13 protein-coding genes and 2 rRNA genes are annotated in these 15272 nt (G+C 31.1%); 11 read left to right on the plus strand and 4 right to left on the minus strand.

The genetic code is table 11. The annotated features are described in order from the left end of the window. Positions 1 to 101 precede the first annotated feature (101 nt). From H7355_RS11350 to H7355_RS11395, 10 genes are all read left to right on the plus strand, one after another. Entirely contained in the window at positions 102 to 2123 is a 2022-nt protein-coding gene (locus H7355_RS11350) for a methyl-accepting chemotaxis protein (RefSeq protein WP_186647526.1), read from the plus strand. After that, entirely contained in the window at positions 2120 to 4030 is a 1911-nt protein-coding gene (locus H7355_RS11355) for a chemotaxis protein CheB (protein ID WP_186647528.1), read from the plus strand. Before H7355_RS11350 ends, H7355_RS11355 begins: the two co-directional genes overlap by 4 nt. A 128-nt stretch (positions 4031 to 4158) precedes the next feature. Beyond that, positions 4159 to 6162 carry an FAD-binding and (Fe-S)-binding domain-containing protein gene (locus H7355_RS11360; RefSeq protein ID WP_186647530.1) on the plus strand — a complete coding sequence of 668 codons (2004 nt, stop codon included), beginning with the start codon at positions 4159 to 4161 and terminating at the stop codon, positions 6160 to 6162. Between the two features lie 13 nt (positions 6163 to 6175). Then, positions 6176 to 6871 carry a (Fe-S)-binding protein gene (locus H7355_RS11365; RefSeq protein ID WP_186647532.1) on the plus strand — a complete coding sequence of 232 codons (696 nt, stop codon included), beginning with the start codon at positions 6176 to 6178 and terminating at the stop codon, positions 6869 to 6871. 465 nt (positions 6872 to 7336) lie between these two features. Further along, on the plus strand, positions 7337 to 8485 hold the full coding sequence (locus tag H7355_RS11370) for a hypothetical protein (RefSeq protein WP_186647534.1): 1149 nt from the start codon (positions 7337 to 7339) through the stop codon (positions 8483 to 8485). 172 nt (positions 8486 to 8657) lie between these two features. Continuing rightward, entirely contained in the window at positions 8658 to 9311 is a 654-nt protein-coding gene (locus H7355_RS11375; RefSeq protein ID WP_186647536.1) for a YdcF family protein, read from the plus strand. A 201-nt stretch (positions 9312 to 9512) separates the two neighbouring features. Next, on the plus strand, positions 9513 to 10079 hold the full coding sequence (locus H7355_RS11380; RefSeq protein WP_186647538.1) for a hypothetical protein: 567 nt from the start codon (positions 9513 to 9515) through the stop codon (positions 10077 to 10079). Between the two features lie 100 nt (positions 10080 to 10179). Next, a complete protein-coding gene (locus H7355_RS11385) occupies positions 10180 to 10584 on the plus strand; it encodes an acyl-CoA thioesterase (RefSeq protein ID WP_186647540.1) in 405 nt (134 codons plus the stop codon). Between the two features lie 279 nt (positions 10585 to 10863). Further along, complete coding sequence (locus H7355_RS11390; RefSeq protein WP_186647543.1) at positions 10864 to 11289, plus strand: hypothetical protein; 426 nt, start codon at positions 10864 to 10866, stop codon at positions 11287 to 11289. 84 nt (positions 11290 to 11373) lie between these two features. Continuing rightward, positions 11374 to 11610, plus strand: a complete 237-nt coding sequence (locus H7355_RS11395) for a hypothetical protein (RefSeq protein WP_390808413.1) — start codon at positions 11374 to 11376, stop codon at positions 11608 to 11610. A 69-nt stretch (positions 11611 to 11679) separates the two neighbouring features. Here H7355_RS11395 and H7355_RS11400 read toward each other — a convergent pair whose 3' ends face one another. After that, the gene (locus tag H7355_RS11400) at positions 11680 to 12909 is read right to left on the minus strand and encodes a hypothetical protein (RefSeq protein ID WP_186647545.1); all 1230 of its coding nucleotides are present in this window, start codon (positions 12907 to 12909) and stop codon (positions 11680 to 11682) included. Positions 12910 to 13127: 218 nt separating this feature from the next. On the opposite strand from H7355_RS11400, the gene H7355_RS11405 reads away from it, so the two are divergent. Further along, positions 13128 to 13997: an isocitrate lyase/PEP mutase family protein gene (locus H7355_RS11405; protein WP_186647547.1), complete on the plus strand. Its 870-nt coding sequence runs from the start codon at positions 13128 to 13130 to the stop codon at positions 13995 to 13997. An 86-nt stretch (positions 13998 to 14083) separates the two neighbouring features. Here the strand turns inward: H7355_RS11405 and H7355_RS11410 are convergent, their stop codons facing one another. From H7355_RS11410 to H7355_RS15920, 3 genes are all read right to left on the minus strand, one after another. Continuing rightward, on the minus strand, positions 14084 to 14731 hold the full coding sequence (locus H7355_RS11410; protein ID WP_186647549.1) for a hypothetical protein: 648 nt from the start codon (positions 14729 to 14731) through the stop codon (positions 14084 to 14086). A 233-nt stretch (positions 14732 to 14964) separates the two neighbouring features. Beyond that, a 5S ribosomal RNA gene (rrf, locus tag H7355_RS11415) occupies positions 14965 to 15079 on the minus strand. Positions 15080 to 15170: 91 nt separating this feature from the next. Further along, a 23S ribosomal RNA gene (locus tag H7355_RS15920) occupies positions 15171 to 15272 on the minus strand; the annotation flags it as partial.

Raw genomic sequence — 15272 nt, forward strand, 5'->3', positions numbered from 1 at the left:
TTATTTCCTCAATTTTTTTAATTATTTTTACCCTCTGCTTTGTCTCAATATACCAGCAATTGAACAATAGCAAAGATATAATGAAAAAAATGGAATATATTTTGGAATCAGAATCACTCAACTTAGGGAATGCAATCGCAGCTCAATTTTATGAACGCTATGGAGATGTCCAAGCTTTTGCTATCAATCCTGTTTTTGCTGAAAATGACAAGAAAAAAATGCAAGAAGCATTAAATCAATATTCGACTCTATATGGAATTTATGACATAATTTTATATGTCGATATGAATGGTAATTTTATAGCTTCAAATTCATTATCACCCAAAGGCAAAGAAATTAACAATCAATTATTAAAAAATGAAAACTACGCCAAAGAAAAATGGTTTCAAAATGTATTAATGAAGAAGTTCACCGAAGATTCTGAAAAAACATTTCAAGGCACATATTTTGAAGGACCAAGCGAAGATCCAATTGTATCTAAAGTTTTTGGCGATCATGCGTACACAACATCGTTTAGCGCTCCAGTTTATAATAAGTCTAAAAAAATGATTGGTATAATTACCAATCGAGCAAATTTTTCTTATTTGGAAGATGAATTAAAGCTTGTTCATAAGAAACTAACGAAGCAAGGTTACCCCCAAGCAGACATTTCTTTAATTGATGCAAATGGATTTATCATCTCTGAATATGATCCATCTTTCAATAGTTCTACTGAATTTAAAAGAGATTTCAATATTCTTAATAAATATAATTTTTTTGAACGCAATCCTGTGCAAAAAGACATTTTTAGCAAAAAAACCATTGGCATATCATATGCAAATAGTCCAAGGAAAAATTATGATTATATAGGTGGATATGCACTTATTGATTCCCCCAAATGGATACCTTCTATTGGCTGGACAGTGCTCATTCACTCGAATGTTGATTCCTTTTTCAGTCAAATTCATAGATTAAAATATAACTTTATTATGACTATACTTGCCCTTGGTTTATTATCAATTTTAATTGGCTTCTTCATTATCAATACAATCAGTAATAAATTTATAAATATCAGCGAACATCTCAAAATATCAGCCGCCAAAACTTTTTCAACCGCTAATAACATCGCAATATCTTCAGAAACAGTGGCAAATGCTACAAATGATCAAACCGATGCCATGCAACAAAGCGTCAGTGCAATGAGTGAAATATCAAGTATGATCACTCAGACAGTTGAGCATGTTAAAGACTGCAGTATTTTTGCCTCTACTGTGCAAGATAAAACAGACAAAGGCAATTTAATAATGGATAAGTTAACAAACTCAATGGAATCAATTCAAAATGCAAACACAGATCTACAAAATATGCCTAATATAATAACCGAGGTTGCAAATAAAACTTCAATCATTAATGAAATAGTTTTTAAAACTCAACTTTTGTCTATCAATGCTTCAATCGAAGCAGCGCGCGCAGGTCAACAAGGAAAAGGCTTTTCTGTTGTGGCAGAAGAAGTAGGTAATTTAGCATTAACAAGTGGCAGTGCTGCGAAAGAAATTCAAATTCTGTTACAAGATAGCCACAATCAAGTTTCTAGAATAATAGATATCACATCGAAAAAAATTGTTGATGCCCAATCGGTTTCGCTCGAAGCAGCAAAAGAATTCGTCACGATTTCACAAGAAATTCAAAGTATAAATGAGCGTCTAAAAGGTATTACTCAAGCAACAAAAGAGCAACAAATTGGTGTTCAACAAGTTGTAAAAGCTATGTCAAAAATGGATCAAGCAACAAAACAAAATAACACCTCAGCATACGAAGCTAAACAGCTTGCAAAAGAGTTAAAAAATGAAGGAATGATTGTTGAAAAAATTATGAAAGCGATACAGGTCCTAATTCTTGGCAATATCAAATTCACTTCTAAAAAAGCAAAAGAAACTCAATTAATAGATAATCTTTCTGAGTCTTGGGAAGAAGAGAGACCGCACGAAAATAAAGAAGTAGAAAACATAGCAAATTCAAATGCTGAAGTTAATAAATTAATAGCAAGTATTGAGAAAAGTGCAGCAAAGCCTCATAATGAAGAATACGAAAAATGTGAATTAAACGCAGATCATATTTCATTTAAAGAAAATAAAAAATTATGAGAATTGAGCTAGACTTCGATGAAGTGCAATATTTATTAAGTCTAACTTATGATCTTACGGGCATGCATTCTAATTCACCACAAATTCGCGATTATATATTAAATAATGTGAGTCAACTTATCTGTCGTGCAAATGTTGCAAATTTAAAAGAATACTTAACTCTCATTCATAATTGTAAAGCGGAGTATCATAAATTCTTGTCCGCTATTACAGTGCACACTACAGGCTGGTTCAGAGAATCTGAGCATTTCTCAATTCTGATCGATGAAGTCAAAAAATTAATTCAAACGCACAATCGAAAAATAATTCGGGTCTTATCTATCCCTTGCTCAACGGGTGAAGAAGTTTATTCTGTTGCCTTAATACTAAACTCAATCTGTGAAAGCATGGAAAACATAGATTTTATCATATACGGCTTTGATATCGATTCCTATTCCATTAAAAAATGCAAAAATGCCATTTATCTAAAGTCCGAGTTAAGCAATATCCCATACCAGTTTCACTCAGAAATTTTGCTCGGAGAAAATGAAACAAAAGATTACTTTGCACTCAGTAAAAAAATTCGCTCACGTTGCACCTTTTTTGAAGGTGACATCAGAAATTGCAGTTTTCTACCCGAAACGGAAAACTTAAATCCTTCTGATAATCAGAATAATATTTTTGATATAATTCTATGCAGAAATTTATTTATTTATTTTGATCAAATCGCTTCAGAAAATATAGTCACAAAATTTAAAAGCTTAATGCACGGAAACAGTCTTATATTCCTTGGCCACAGTGAAAAAATAGATGAGAATAAATTAAATCTAATGCATATTGGAAATTCGATTTATAAATTAAATATAGATAAAAACACAATAAATATAGAAGATAAAAATGAATGTATAGCAATTTATTCTTGTGCTGAACAACAGAAAATTAAACAATTTTCAGATCGGATTCAAAAAGAGTTCAAAAATTTTATCTTAATAAATAATTTACAAGATCTAAAAAATCAGCAAGTTTTAAAAAAAATAAAGATATTAATAATTGACAGTGAATACAAAACACAGGAATTGATAAACTACCTATTTCAATTTACGAAAGATAATAAAAAAATTTTTGTTCTAGAATCTATTTTATACCCGAATTCTAAATTAAGGCAAAGCTTAAGCGCTTTTCACGAAAGCCAAATTTTTAAAGATTTTCACGATTGGAGAGATTTCGAAGCTCAGTCATCTAAAATCATTCTTTATTTAAAGAATTTATTTTTATCTTTGGAAGAAACAATCATTGATTCTAGCGAAAAAAATTTATTGACAGTAAAAAATCAAAAAATTCGCAAATACTTAGATACATTTTCTCCTCAATTTATTGCCATAGGCGCAAGTACAGGTGGAACAATAGCACTTGCCGAGTTATTAAAAAATTTTCCACAGAATTTCCCTCCTATACTGATTGTTCAACATTTACCACACATATTTGCCCCTGAATTTATCGAAAAGCTTCAGCAAGTCACAGGATTAAAATATATCTCACCCAAAAAAAGGCCGGAATTACAGCGTGGACATTTTTATCTTGCCGATGGTGACAACCATATCGTGGTCAAAAAATATGGAGAGAAATTACAAGTTGAACCTGATTTGTCACCTGCAAAAAAAGAATTACGACCTTGCATCGATATTTTATTCGATTCACTTGCACGAACAAATGCAAAAGGTATTGGCATACTTCTAACAGGGATGGGGGATGATGGTGCGCAAGGGCTGCTTAAATTAATGAAAAACGGCTGCATGACAATGACACAAGATGAAGCGTCTTCAGTCATTTATGGCATGCCAAAAGAAGCTGTAATGCTAGGAGCGAGTTGCTTCAGTGGAAATTTATATGAGATTCGTCATATTCTTAATAGTCTTAAGGTAAAATGAATTTATAAAAGATAAATTACATAGATCTAAGATATATATAGAAAAGATTGATATTCGTCCAGTATTTTTTTACTATACTAGAACGTTTAAGACTTCTTATAATATTATCTTGGAGATCTTTAGTTAATATGCTCGAAAATACATTTGTAGCCAAAAACTCTCATTTACCGAATTTATTTTTGAAAGAAATAAATTCCATCCTACCCAAAAATAGAATTCATAATGATCCTCTCTATTGTAATGCGTATGCTCACGATGCAAGTCACTATGTCCTTATTCCAAAACTTGTTCTTGTTGTTGACACTGAAAATGAAGTACAAAAAATATTATCACTTTGTAGAAAATTTCAGGTCCCCCTAACTTTCCGTGCTGCTGGGTCATCCCTATCAGGTCAAGCCATCACCGACTCCGTTCTTCTCGTTCTCAGTTGGAAATGGCGAAAGCATACTATCTTTAATGACGGTAAAGAAATTTCTTTACAACCCGGTGTCATCGGTAAGGATGCCAATCTCTACCTTGCAAAATACAATCGGAAAATCGGCCCCGATCCCTCCTCTATCGATTTTGCTAAAATAGGAGGAATTGCTGCAAACAATGCCAGCGGTATGTGCTGTGGAGTAAAAAATAACAGCTATAATACGATGAAGACCATCCGAATAATTTTAAATGATGGGACTGTATTGGACACAGGAGATCCAGAATCAATAAAAATTTTTAGAGAAACTCACAAGAAATTATTATCTGAACTCCTTAGAATACAATCTTCCATAAAACGCAATGACAATTTAGTAAATAAAATTCGTGCAAAATACTCGATAAAAAATACTGTTGGTTATGCTATAAATTCATTTCTTGATTTCACTGACCCAATCGATATATTATCACATCTTATGATTGGCTCAGAAGGAACATTAGGATTTATTTCCGAAATAACATACACAACAATTCATGAAGAAAAATATAAAAAAGCATCCCTCTGCTTTTTTAAAAATATCCGCTATGCCATGGAAGCTGTGTTACGTATAAAAGATTGTGAGACCTCGGCAGTGGAATTTATGGATAATGTTTCGTTAAATTGCACAATAGAGCATCTTGGAGAATTTATGCCAAAGGAGTTTGATCCCTCGGCAACGAGCGCTCTTATCATTGAAATTCGTTCCGATTCCGAGCGTGATTTAAGCAGAAAACTTTTAGAACTAAACGAAATTATTTTAAACAGTTCTGGCTCTATGGGAATGACAGAATTTTATGCAGATGAAAAATATAAAAAAATTCTCAAAATTCGTAAAGAAATATTACCTATTGTCCAAGGTAACAGAAGTGCAAATGCAATGGCATTGCTAGAAGATATAGCTTTTCCAATTGAAAAACTGCCTATAGCCATTGATGAGCTCAAAGACCTTTTTATTCAACATAATTATGAAAAGACCTGTTTGTTTGGGCATGCGAAAGATGGAAATTTGCATTTTATTATGGAACTTGATTTTGCGAGTAAAGAAAGTATAAAAAATTATGAATTATTTATGGAAAATTTAGCCAAACTGGTTGTCGAGAAACACAATGGCTCTCTAAAAGCAGAGCATGGGACAGGCAGAAATATTGCCCCCTTTGTCGCAATGGAATGGGGTGAAGAGGCAAATGCTATTATGTTTGCTTTAAAAAATATAATTGATCCTGAATTTATATTAAATCCCGATGTCATTCTATCAAGTGATAAAAAAATTCATTTAAAAAATTTAAAAACCATGCAAGAAGTAAACAATGCTTTCGACAAATGCACAGAATGTGGAGCCTGTGAAAGAATCTGTCCGTCCTATGGATTAAGCTTAACTCCACGTCAAAGAATAGTTTCTTTACGCACGATGCACGAATTTAAAGTAAATATGCAATATAAAATTCTTAAAACAATGCAAAAGAAATTTAAGTACCATGGTTCGGACACTTGTGCTGCAAGCGGAATGTGTGCAGTGGTTTGTCCTGTTGGGATCGATACAGGAAAAGTGATTAAAAACTGGCGTGCAGAACAGCAAAATATTTTCAAGTATATTTTCTGGAGTTCACTTGCTCAATTCCACGCTATTACAAATTTTATTGCAAAATATTCATTGAAATTAATAGGTAAAATCGATTAACTGAGGCCAACAAATGAGTGATAAAAAAGTTTATATTTTCCCTTCGTGCGCAAGTAAATTATTTGATAACAATCAAAAATCAACAATGATTTACAAACTCGAGTCCATATTGCGTAAACTCAATTATGAAGTTATATTTTTAAGTCTTACCAATGAATGCTGTGGTCTTATGTATGATAGCATGGGGCAAAAGAAAGTTGCTGAAAAAAAATTAAAAAGCATTATCCAAAAAATAAAAGATCTAATAGGCAACAGCAAAGCACCTATTTTAGTAGAAAATTCCAGCTGTGTACTTGAATTTTTAGCGTATAAAAATCTTGTAGAAGAATTACCAAACTTTAAGGAATCAATTGCATTTATTCACGATGAACTAAAGAATTACCCTCTTAAAAAGCAAGAAAAAACAGCCATGCTCCATATTAACTGCAGTGTAACAAAATTAAAAAAAGGAGATGAAGTTGTTTCATTAGCTAAACGCTGTGTATCTGATATTATTATTCCAAATGATATTTTATGCTGTGGATTTGCTGGCAGTAAGGGCTTTATTCATCCAGAACTCAATATAAATGCTCTTAAGAATCTACAGGAACAGATTCCAGAAAATTGTCATATAGGTTACACATGCCTCGAGACTTGCACTCTTGGATTTTCAAAACACAGTGGAATTCCCTATTCCTCCATTTATCATTTAATCGATGAGTGTATGTGAAAATTTACAGAGACTAAGCATAAGATTAATGATTCAGATCCTTTGCTGCCATCAAATAACTTAAGCCATTGCCATATTTTTTCATGCATGCAAATTAATAGTTCAATAAAAAATGTGTACCTTTATCAACTTTAAAATGACATTCTCTTCTCAAAAAAATTGTCGCCGTTTATCATTAAAATTATTCGGGTTATACGCAGTCCATTAAAAATGTTCCACATATCGTTTTCTTGATTGAGAAAATCCAATGGATTTGACAACTTCACCGGTTAATTTATTCCATACATCGCTCCCGCGGGAAACATGCCAAAAATCAAGTCTTCTTCAATATTTGAGAACACACCCTAAAATTAACAAAAAAAATATATAACCACAAAAAACTATCACTCTTTTTCTAGGCAAAATATTCCACTTTAATCCTTCAACTCAACGTCGATAAGCTAAAACATTATGAGAGGGATGATTATGAAAGTTTATCAAAATAAACTATTTATTTTATATCTTTTAATTTCAATAGTCCATATTTCCTGCAGCAAAGGCAGCGGTGGGACTGCTTCAAATAGCTCTGAGCCACCAAAAAACATAAGTCCATCATCCGATACAGATCGGAATAAAACAAAAGAGATAGCACCATCTATTACGAATGTCCCCATTACAGTTACAGATAAAGCGAATAGTTGCTTTGCATATATTCATTCTGAATTGACTGGATTTTCACAAGTTATAAACGATTATAAATTAGTGTCTGGAAAAGTAGGTGGGCAAGCAGCCTCAGCTCCCGCAACAGGAGTATACGAGATAGACATCAATGGAAAAGCAAGAAAATTATTATTTAAGCAAGGGAGAAATGATGGTGAAAATATTGCAGAATATATCGCAGCCAATTTTTATGCATGCTTCCTCCAAGGTTATGGAGCGACGGTATTTTATGCTAAAAGAGATAATTCTATAAATCCCAAAATTCATATAAATAAAGATTTACATATGGATGTCTATGTTGGGACAATATTTTTTGAACAATATAATGAAATTTTTAAAATTATGGGCTTTAAAGAGAGACCAAAAATATTTGTTCTTGATATTCCAAAACTCAATAAATTCGTTCGTGAAAACTTAAATACGAATTTGGGAGAAGTGATTGCTGTTGCATTATGGTTAGGAGATTATGACACGCATACTGCAAATATAGGGACTGCTCTCGTAAAGAATAAAAAAGAATTTGTAAAGGTTGATCATGGCTGGAGTTTTGCTTATTTCAAAGATTCTATGAATTTTAAAAGTGTTCCATGGTCAGCGCTAGAAATGCATGGAAAACCGACAAATCATTTTGGTGATTACGACCGTGAAGGGTTGCTAACCAAACCAAATGGAAAATTTTTGAAAAAAATAAATGAATTAAAGTCTATCGATAAAGAATTTATTCGTCTTGTTATACAATATTCATTTGCTGAAACAGATAAATACTTCGATGACTCTGGCTATAGATCATTTGGAAAATGGATAGGTATAAAAGAAAAAGATCTATTAAATCCTGATAAGACATTAAATAAAAATAAATTAATAGATTATTTAACAGATAAATTATATAATAGAGCTCAAGATGGTATAAAATAATCTCATTATTTTATACCATCTTATTAATCTCTCATTTAAAGTAAGACTGCATAGATCCTTTTTTTACTCAAATAAATTATTTAAATAAAAATATTTTAATTTGTTTTTTCAAATTAAAATTTAATGTATAGCACTTTAGACAAATATTTCTTTTAAAAAGGAGAGTCTCACAATGAAAGATATAAATGGCACAAGTGTTCTGCAAAATGCAAAAATTCTTTGGGACTTTCTTTGTGCAGGAAAATCACGAGCACAAAGTGATCTCATTGTTGCTTGTGGCTCTTATGATTTAAGAGTTTGCGATTTTGCATGTTCACTCTTAAAAGAAGGCTATGCTGAGAAATTAGTATTCTCTGGCAATACAGGAAATTGGACCAAACATTTGTGGAATAGATCGGAAGCTGAGATTTTTTACGAAAGAGCTCTCGAACTCAATTTACCTGCAAATAAAATTTTTAGAGAAGAGAAAGCTACAAATCTTGCAGAAAACATTATATTTTCAACAAGACAGTTTCCAGATGCAAAAAATATACTATTTATAACGAAAGCAAACACAGTGCGACGACTTAGATTATCCATACCAAAACATAATTTAAATATAAGTTTCTACGTCGATGCTCCTGAATTTGAGTTTCCATGGGGTGTTTCCAATACAATTGGAATTTTTGGATTAATTGATGAAATGGTTGGTGATTTACATAGAATAATTGAATATCCAAAATCAGAATATCAGCTAGAATGCATTATTCCTAACGAAGTAATTGCTGCATGGGAATATTTAATAAGCAAAAAATTCGATAGGCATTTATTAACTGAAAAGAGTTAAACTAAAATTTTTTAATCTACAAAATGAATTTATCTTTTTATAATTCTTTATATTCTTCTTTCCAAGTTGATCTTAAGTTCATCATGAAATAAAATATTTTTGAGAAATAATTTGATCAAAGAACATACATTTTGAGAAAATAAAAAATTAAGACTTTGCTTATTTTGCTCATTGATAGAAACATTTTTGGAGGAAACACGTATGAGATATATGCTAAAAAATATCTTCTTTTTATTGATAGCCTTCACTTTACAAAATGTGTATGCAAGCACCTTGTTCAACAATTTAAATAGCACACCAAACACTACAAACATATTTAGGATAAATGTCTGGTCAGCATACCAATTCACAATTGATAAAATTTCTATAATCGATTCTGTAGAATTGGATGTTGATCAAAATTCCTTCAATGGTTTTTCACAACTACCAACTGCAAAATTTCGAGTTTATTTAGATAATAACGATAATATCGGCAATCCAGTCACATTAGGTACAGCAACTGATAGTATTAGCGCATATATCCCATATAGTGATAATAATAAGTTGAATGCCTTTTTTAAAGGAGCTAGCATCGTTCTTCTACAACCAGGTAAATATTGGATTGTATTCACTAATGATGCAGCTAATGTCGATTATTTTGTCTTAACTAAATTTACACCAAGTGCAATTGGCATGTCCTTTACTGGAAAAGCAGGATACGTAGGAAGTATTACTTATAATGGATACATTCCACATATAAAAATTGATGGAAGCACTCTTTCTCCTTAATTGTTCATGTCTAAAATATTCAACTTCAAGTATATCATAAATTTCTTTTTGATAATTTTTGATATATAAAAAAACTCTTTGAGCTGATGGAGTTGATATTATGCAAACAATGAGTTTACTGAATCGTATTGAAATCGCTATTAAATGGACAGACCTAGATCCATATAACCACTTAAACAATTCAAAATACTTTGATTTTATGACAGAGGCACGTTCGCGCATATTTTATGAGTGTACACAAAAGAATAAAACTCAACTTATCATTCATGAATGTAACATAGTTTTTAAAAAACCATATTATTATCCAAATAATATTATCATTGAGCAATTTGTAGAAAATGTCTCTGGGGCAAGTTTTGAATTAAAGTACATTTTTAAGTCACCCCAAAGTGACAATATAGAGCATGCTGAAGCTAAAGTAAAAATGGTATCATTTGATCCAGAAAAAAATAGAGTATGTCGCATACCCCAGGAATATTTGAAAATTTTAAATCAATCCATTTGAATATTTTTAAGAATTTTTGTTCATTTTATAGAGGATATCGAATAAATGTAAATTTGAGTCTACATTTCCATAAGATATAATTCCTCCGAACACTATTTAATTCATACAAATTTTTCATATGTAGATCCCTTTAGTTAAATAAAAATTTCATATGCCACTCCCAAATTCAGAGTTATCGTTACAAATATTCAACTTTCATGATATGACACTGATTGTTTTGGTAACTTAAGTCTCTGTTACTTAAAAAATTAATTTAAAATCATTTAAGGCGAAAGAATTATGGTACTTTTTAATAAAATTACAGGTTGGCATTCTAATCAACAATTTTTTAAAACTGATTTCATTAAGCTAAGCGGAAAAAAATTAACTGATTTTCCAATATATCTTACAAAATTTCCTAAAAAATTTCCGCCATATATCAATTTAAATTGCGATTTTTTCTTTCAAGAGAAAGTAAATACGTGTGGTGACACAAGTGTTCAAATGCTAGCTTCATTTCAAATGCTTGATTTTGGCACAAGCACAGCTTTAATTACACAGCTCAAAAGCATTAATAGCCTACTTTCTAAAAAACGTGGAATTCTTGCCGGTGTTTCTGATGATGATTTGCAAAATGTTGGATTGAATACAGTTAACTTACCAAATCAAATTCGAAATAATATGAATCATTTCTGTTCTTGGGTTGCATACGCACTTTATTACTAAGGACCGCTTATATCAACGATAAATATCTGCTATGGTAAAGTTCCTCATGCAGTTGTTATTAAAGGTATAGAAAATCAAACTCTGTTGATACATGATCCTTGGCGAGGCGCGAATCAATACATCCATTATAAAAATTTCTTAAAAATTTTTCCTGAATATTGCGAATCTTTTCTATATCTACCTAATGAAAAATTAAATAAAATATACCCATCCCGTGAATCTGATTTAATAACAAATCTATCTTCTCCATTTTATATGGATGATCCAAAAATTGTTCCTTTATACAAACCTTCTTCTCTTTTAAGACCAATATTTGTTTAAATATTGTCGTGATTATTAATTTTGTTAATTGTAAAAAGAATTCCTTTTTTCCGCTCTAAATAATCAAACTTAGCCAATCCAAGCCCCCCTTGCATAACGTGTCCACCAATAAATAAAAAATCCTAAAGAATAAACAAAGTAAATTAATAGAATAACCAATCGAACTTTTTTAGAAAATATTTCAAGAATTCTACCAATGACATAATAGAAAAGAGGAATTGCAAATATAAATCGTGATGTGCTAAAAAAACGATCATAACTCAAAAATTGAATCGCACTGTGTGCACACGAAAAAAGCAAAGCAAGCCAAAAAATGATGTCCACTTTTTTTACACTGCCAGTATCATATTCAAGAGCAAATAGTGATTTTTTTTTGATTGTAAAAATCAGTGCTATTAATAAGAATATTAGTGGAAACCAAAATGCCTGAAGATCCCAATTCAAAACATTGTCGGATCCTCCGACAGATATAGGTGAAAAAATCACATCCCAATGTAGTCCTAATACTCTATCCCATGAATTTTGAGCTCTATAAGATGCTAAGAGGCCATATCCTTTCCAGAGAGAAAAGAGTGCATAGATTAAATAGCCTAAAAACATAGATAGGAGTGTATAAATTAATACAGTCATTGATTTTATATAATTTTTCTCAAATTTCCAAATTAAAAATAGAGTCACCAATGTTGAAATAAGAAATGGTGCAAAGATCGGTCTTGTTAGTCCTAAAGCAAAACTCACAAGACATATTATAAAGTAATTTGAATTAAAATATATAGAATTTTTTTTATCTATATTTTCATTTAATATTTTTTTTATAAAATAAAGCCAGAGACTGAATTCAAGTGTCGCTAAGCTCTCTGTATAGCCTATACTATGAAAAATCGATAGTGGATTAAATACAAAACAGAGATATAGTAATAAAGCCGTACTTTTATCAAAAGATTTTTTTAAACATAGCCAAAAGAAAGGAAGAGATAGGCAAAAAATAAAAAAAGCTGAAAAATTGGCAACTCGCATATAATTAGAAGTCGATAAAACAGTAGCTATTCCCTTTATTATTAATGGCCATAAAGGATACATAGCAAAATCAGAAATAGAATTATATCCATTTTTAGCTAAGCTAATATAAATATCTATATCATTAAATGATTTTTCTAATAAAAAGAATTTTTCAAATCCATCAGGCTTAATGAAACCGAGCATAATGGATGTAATAATAAAATAGAAGATAACTGAATATATCAAAATATTAAATGATTTCCATTTTTCAATTCTTTTAAAAATTTTATCAAATGACATAATTTTCCTTTAATTTTTATTAGAAATTTATTTCTTTATCTTCTTAGTTTATTACTCTTTTTTTATTTGGTAAACAAGTCAAGTTTATATTTTGGCAATCACTAATTAAAATGTTCAAATTTTGAAAACAATGAATACAGCTATAAGTTGACAATTCAAAAAATCATGTTTACATATACTTTAAATTAAAACATACAAATTGAGGTATAAAACTACTGATGAAAGATAATAATCAATATTTCGTAAATAATTTTTTAAAATTTTTAGATCAAGGTTCCACTTTAGTTAACGTTGGCGTTTTTGATGCTGCATCAGCTGCAGTAGCTGCAAAATTTCCTGAGACAAAAGGATTATTTATCAGTGGACTCGGTTACACATATTCACAATATGCATGGCCTGATGTTGGATTAATCAATGCAAATGAGATTATAAATGCTGCTAAAATTATACGATCGAATCATCCTAATTTATTTTTGACATGCGACATCGATTCAGGATTTGGAGGAAAAGAGCAATTAAGAAGAACTTGTACTGAACTAAAAAACTTAGGCGTTTCCGCCATCCAGTTTGAAGATCAAACATTAGATGATAAGGTCTGTGGCCATTTAGCAAACAAAAAGATTCGTCCATTAGAGGAATCTATTGAACGGCTCACCATTGCTCTCGAAAGCTCTTACCCTGTTCAAGTCATTGCCCGTACCGATTCATCACTCAAAAATGAAGAAGCCTTTAAGCGATTGGATGCCTTTATAAAGGTAGGTGCAAAGATTGTTCTTGTTGATGGTATAGATGAATCTGAATTGCAAGATGTTATAAAATTCGTAAACAAAAGAGCACATATAATGGTCAATATCGTAGAAGGAGGAAAAATAAAACAACACTCCGTTGACTATTTTCAAAAATTAGGCGTGTCTATTGTCAATTTGAGTGTACCTCTTCTCTTTACAGCGATGCATTCTATGAATGAAAAAATGAAGTCTATGATAAGAAATAACTGGGCAGAAAATGCAGAAAATAAAATGGCGTTATATTCTATAAATGAAATTATGACTCAAAATTATAATAACTTTTTAGGTAATAAAAAATAAAAACTTAACTTAATCTTAAAGAGGTCGCAGGTTCAAGTCCTGACGCTCCGACCATTTATTACCATTATATTTTTATTTCCGATTTACTATAAAAGCTTTTCTTGATTCTGCTTTTTAATATCACTCATTGCTGAACTTGTTACCTTTTGTACGGCAGCATTGAACGGAAGAGAAATCATACCTTTTTTGAATTCATTCTCAGAACTCCACTTCCAAGTTAAAGTTTTTAAATTCAATAAACCCATATGAGAATTAAACTCTTTTAAAAACGCATATGATTCTTCATCAGTTGAAACAGTTGCAAAAGCAATTGAATAATCTCCATACTTTTCACTGATTGTTTTTAAAAACTTTTCTGCAGGTGTTCCTTTTAACTTTACAATACTTTCTTTTTTATCCTCTGCTATCATATTTTTCGCTATAATATTAATCGATTCTAATGAGAATGGAATTTCTTTTAAAACTGCATACGGGAGAGGAATAACATTTTCCTTTCCAATATTATTCGCCCAAATGAGAGCAAAATTAGCATCAAGAAGTGGACTATTAAACGTTTTATTAGTCATGCTAATAACGGGCATAACAAGAACTTTAGAATTTGATATTGAAACATTTTTATTTATTGCAATTTTTGCTTTGCTCGGTTCACCCGATAGAGACGCGCAAGAGTTTAAAAATAAAGCGGAGCAAAGGGATAACAGAACGCTGGATTTCATAAAACTTGAATTTTTCATTCGCACTCCTAACGGACAACTCATTTATTAAGATTGATTTCAAATTAAATATAATAATTATTTGTTATTGTCAAATATTTTATTTCATCTTAAAAATAAAGAAAATTTGCTATAATGATATGCTTAATAATTAAACTTTAAATTATAATAATATCTGAATGCATGAAAATATTTCATTAAATTAATTATAAAAAAAAGCCCCTCGGTAAAAACCGAGGGGCTTTAAAATTAAAAGGCTGCACAGAGCTACTCTCCCACACTTAAGAGTGCAGTACCATTGCCGCATACGGGCTTGACTTCGGAGTTCGGAATGGGATCCGGTATTTCCCCGTCGCAATCAGCACAGCCAAAGCGAAAGCGAAAAACTAAGATAGAAGAAGAGAGATAATAAGAAGAAGAAAGAAAGTAAAGGAGAAAAGCGTATAAGTTAAGTGATATTTTTCTCAAGCCGTCAGGGCGATTAGTAATGGTTAGCTGAACGCCTCGCAGCGCTTACACATCCATCCTATCGAACTTGTCGTCTTCAAGTGCCCTGTGAGAT

Origin of the sequence: Fluviispira vulneris (genome assembly GCF_014281055.1) — a bacterium.
Classification (GTDB): domain Bacteria; phylum Bdellovibrionota_B; class Oligoflexia; order Silvanigrellales; family Silvanigrellaceae; genus Silvanigrella; species Silvanigrella vulneris.

Excerpts from the sequence above, each read along its gene's own strand:
- H7355_RS11355 (WP_186647528.1), top strand. The coding sequence starts at position 2,120 with ATGAGAATTGAGCTAGACTTCGATGAAGTGCAATATTTATTAAGTCTA.
- H7355_RS11365 (WP_186647532.1), top strand. The coding sequence starts at position 6,176 with ATGAGTGATAAAAAAGTTTATATTTTCCCTTCGTGCGCAAGTAAATTA.
- H7355_RS11360 (WP_186647530.1), top strand. The coding sequence starts at position 4,159 with ATGCTCGAAAATACATTTGTAGCCAAAAACTCTCATTTACCGAATTTA.
- H7355_RS11380 (WP_186647538.1), top strand. The coding sequence starts at position 9,513 with ATGAGATATATGCTAAAAAATATCTTCTTTTTATTGATAGCCTTCACT.
- H7355_RS11370 (WP_186647534.1), top strand. The coding sequence starts at position 7,337 with ATGAAAGTTTATCAAAATAAACTATTTATTTTATATCTTTTAATTTCA.
- H7355_RS11400 (WP_186647545.1), bottom strand. The coding sequence starts at position 12,909 with ATGTCATTTGATAAAATTTTTAAAAGAATTGAAAAATGGAAATCATTT.
- H7355_RS11410 (WP_186647549.1), bottom strand. The coding sequence starts at position 14,731 with ATGAAAAATTCAAGTTTTATGAAATCCAGCGTTCTGTTATCCCTTTGC.
- H7355_RS11390 (WP_186647543.1), top strand. The coding sequence starts at position 10,864 with ATGGTACTTTTTAATAAAATTACAGGTTGGCATTCTAATCAACAATTT.
- H7355_RS11405 (WP_186647547.1), top strand. The coding sequence starts at position 13,128 with ATGAAAGATAATAATCAATATTTCGTAAATAATTTTTTAAAATTTTTA.
- H7355_RS11375 (WP_186647536.1), top strand. The coding sequence starts at position 8,658 with ATGAAAGATATAAATGGCACAAGTGTTCTGCAAAATGCAAAAATTCTT.
- H7355_RS11385 (WP_186647540.1), top strand. The coding sequence starts at position 10,180 with ATGCAAACAATGAGTTTACTGAATCGTATTGAAATCGCTATTAAATGG.